We start from the raw sequence: 598 nt of genomic DNA on the forward strand, positions 1-598 counted from the left end.
GGCGTTGCTGACGCGGACACCGAGCGGGTAGGCGCCGGTGTCGAGCGTGGCCTGCACCCGCAGTCCGGTGCTCGTGGTGGTGGCGGCGATGCTGTTGACGACCACTTGGTGGCTGGTCAGCGGCCTGCCGCGCCAGTTCATCGTGATGTGGGCGAACAGCCGGTGCTCCACCTTGTTCCATTTCGAGGTTCCCGGCGGCAGGTGGCCCACGGTGATGGTCAGGCCGGTCTCGGCGGCCAGAGCGGCCAGTTCGCTCTTCCAGGTTCGGGTGCGGTAGCCGTTGGCGCCGCCGGCATCAGCGGTGATCAGTAACCGGGTGGCATGTGGGTAGGCGTCGCTGCCCTGGGCGTGCCACCAGCGGCGGATGGAGGCGACAGCGAACGCAGCGGTGTCGTGGTCGGTGCCGACGTTCACCCAGCCGGTGTTGGCCGCGATGTCGTAGATGCCGTACGGGATCGCCTTGCCCGCAGCCGACTCTGGGAAGTCGTAGACGTTGACCGGCACCGGCTCACCGGCCGGCCGCCATTGCCGCCCGGCGTTCTTGAACTCTCCGATCAGTTCCTTCTTCTTGGTGTCCACGCTGATCACCGGCTGTCCG

Annotated in this window: 1 protein-coding gene; it reads right to left on the reverse strand. The window is 67.9% G+C overall.

Annotated features, from left to right (window positions below; genetic code table 11):
- Window positions 1-598, reverse strand: a 598-nt coding sequence (locus tag ACFPZ3_RS70135) for an ISAzo13 family transposase (RefSeq protein WP_379525365.1), incomplete at both ends; no start/stop codon positions are given.

This window comes from Nonomuraea insulae (genome assembly GCF_042656245.1).